This window comes from Candidatus Bipolaricaulota bacterium (assembly GCA_021159055.1).
Classification (GTDB): Bacteria; Bipolaricaulota; Bipolaricaulia; order UBA7950; family UBA9294; genus S016-54.
In genome coordinates this window covers 1-1,747 of the sequence record JAGGSO010000124.1, presented here as the reverse complement: position 1 = coordinate 1,747, position 1,747 = coordinate 1, and the positions used below count along the sequence as shown (strand labels likewise).

General features: G+C 59.4%; 3 protein-coding genes. 1 reads left to right on the top strand and 2 read right to left on the bottom strand.

Going from position 1 to position 1,747, the window contains the following annotated elements; translation table 11 throughout:
- A partial coding sequence (locus J7J55_06435) for a hemolysin III family protein (protein MCD6142338.1) occupies positions 1-641 on the bottom strand: 641 nt, incomplete at its 3' end.
- A gap of 120 nt (positions 642-761) precedes the next feature.
- On the opposite strand from J7J55_06435, the gene J7J55_06430 reads away from it, so the two are divergent.
- Positions 762-1,382 carry a PKD domain-containing protein gene (locus tag J7J55_06430; GenBank protein MCD6142337.1) on the top strand — a complete coding sequence of 207 codons (621 nt, stop codon included), beginning with the start codon at positions 762-764 and terminating at the stop codon, positions 1,380-1,382.
- Here J7J55_06430 and J7J55_06425 read toward each other — a convergent pair.
- Positions 1,379-1,642 (bottom strand): transcriptional coactivator p15/PC4 family protein, encoded by a 264-nt coding sequence (locus tag J7J55_06425; GenBank protein MCD6142336.1) that lies wholly within the window; start codon positions 1,640-1,642, stop codon positions 1,379-1,381. The two genes, J7J55_06430 and J7J55_06425, sit on opposite strands and share 4 nt — an antisense overlap.
- Positions 1,643-1,747: the final 105 nt, after the last annotated feature.

Below are 1,747 nucleotides of genomic sequence, written 5' to 3'. Positions count from 1 at the left end.
AGGTAGAGGAAGATTGCGAAGAAGTGGCACGCGCTTCCGCCGAGGACGAACAGGTGCCAGATGGCGTGGTGGTACGGGAGGTTCTTCCAGCCGTAGAAGATGATCCCGACCAGATAGGAGAGTCCGCCGCCAAGGAGGAGGAGAAAACCTCCGATCGGGAGGCTGACGAGGAGCTTGCGGAAGACGATTACCACCAGCCACCCCATCCCGATGTAGGTGAGGACGGATAGCTTGCCGAACCAACCGGATAACGCGATCTGAAATATGATCCCCATCAGGGCGAGCCCCCACACCACCCCGAGGAGCATGAATCCTTGGGTATCGTGCAGCGCGATGAGAAGGAACGGGGTGTACGTCCCGGCGATCAGCAAGTAGATCGAGCAGTGATCGATCACCCGGAAGATTCGCTTCACCCGCGGGGGACGAAGCCCGTGATATAACGTCGATGCAAGATGAAGGAGGACGAGGCTCGTCCCATAGATGGTGAAGCTTGCGATTCGCAGCGGATCGTGCCCGCGCGCGGCATGCACAACGAGCAGCGCAAGGCCCACCATGCTAAGGACAGTCCCAACACCGTGCGTGACAGCGTTTGCGATTTCCTCTCCCAGGGTATACTCGGTCCACGGATCAGGTCTGCTCATCTCATGGAGAATGGTAGCCGGGCGGACTCGACCCAACAAGGCACGACGCCGCAGAAGGGTGCGCCGCACTCGAGTACAGCGTAGAATAAGGGAACCATCGATAGGGAGGAAGATCGATTCATGAGATTGAGGTTCATTGCGTTCGGAACGCTTTTAATCGCGGTCGTCGCCCTCGCCGGATGTCTATTCCCAAGCCTCCCCCGGGCTGAGTTCTCATACACCCCGAAGAGCGGTTACCCGCCCCTGGAGGTCAGCTTCAACGCCGGGGCGTCTTCCAGCCCGAACGGGATCATCGTAGCCTACGATTGGGACTTCGGGGACGGGACGACTGGAGCAGGGAAGGAGATAAAACACAAGTTCACCGAGAAGGGGATCTACAAGGTGACGCTGACCGTCACCGACGATGCTGGAAAGGAAGGGACGGTCTATCACAACGTACAGGCCCTCAGCCTACCACCGCACGCCGCGTTTACCTACTCAGGGTACATGAACCCCACTAACGAGCCGGTCTACTTCGATGCATCCGATTCGTACGACCCTGACGGGGAGATCGTCTCCTACACCTGGGACTTCGGTGATGGTACGACCGGCGTCGGCGAGTACACTGAACACATCTACACCTCGGCCGGTGGTAGCGGAACGCAGTATCCGGTCACCCTCACCGTAGTTGACGACGATGGGGTACAGAACTCGATCACGAAGTACGTGCACGTCATCGGGTGCGACTCCTGCGGCGGCTAGGCCTCGCCCGCTTTGGTCCGTGCCTCGATCATCGGTTTGGCCGCAGCGAGGGCGTCCATGAGCTCATCGTAGAACTCGACTGGAATGGCGATCCCCTTGCGTGTGGGCCGCCACTCCCCGGCTTCGGTCATGTAGAAATTGCGGATATCGAGATAATCACGTTCGCGGAACCGGGAGAGGCGGATGTGGATCTGCCCGGCCGGGCCCTTGTCGATTACCCTGACGAGCTGTTCGTCGGTTGATTGTGGTTCTTGCGGCATCGTTCCTCCTTATGCCGGATGTTACCCCATCCGCGCGCGGTCGGACAACCACCCTGTTCTCTGAAATGGGGTCAATGATCGGGCACAGAGCCCGCCGCTTGCGAA

What these genes read in the sequence shown, in the direction of transcription:
- J7J55_06430 (MCD6142337.1), top strand. Translation starts at nt 762, where the DNA reads ATGAGATTGAGGTTCATTGCGTTCGGAACGCTTTTAATCGCGGTCGTC.
- J7J55_06425 (MCD6142336.1), bottom strand. Translation starts at nt 1,642, where the DNA reads ATGCCGCAAGAACCACAATCAACCGACGAACAGCTCGTCAGGGTAATC.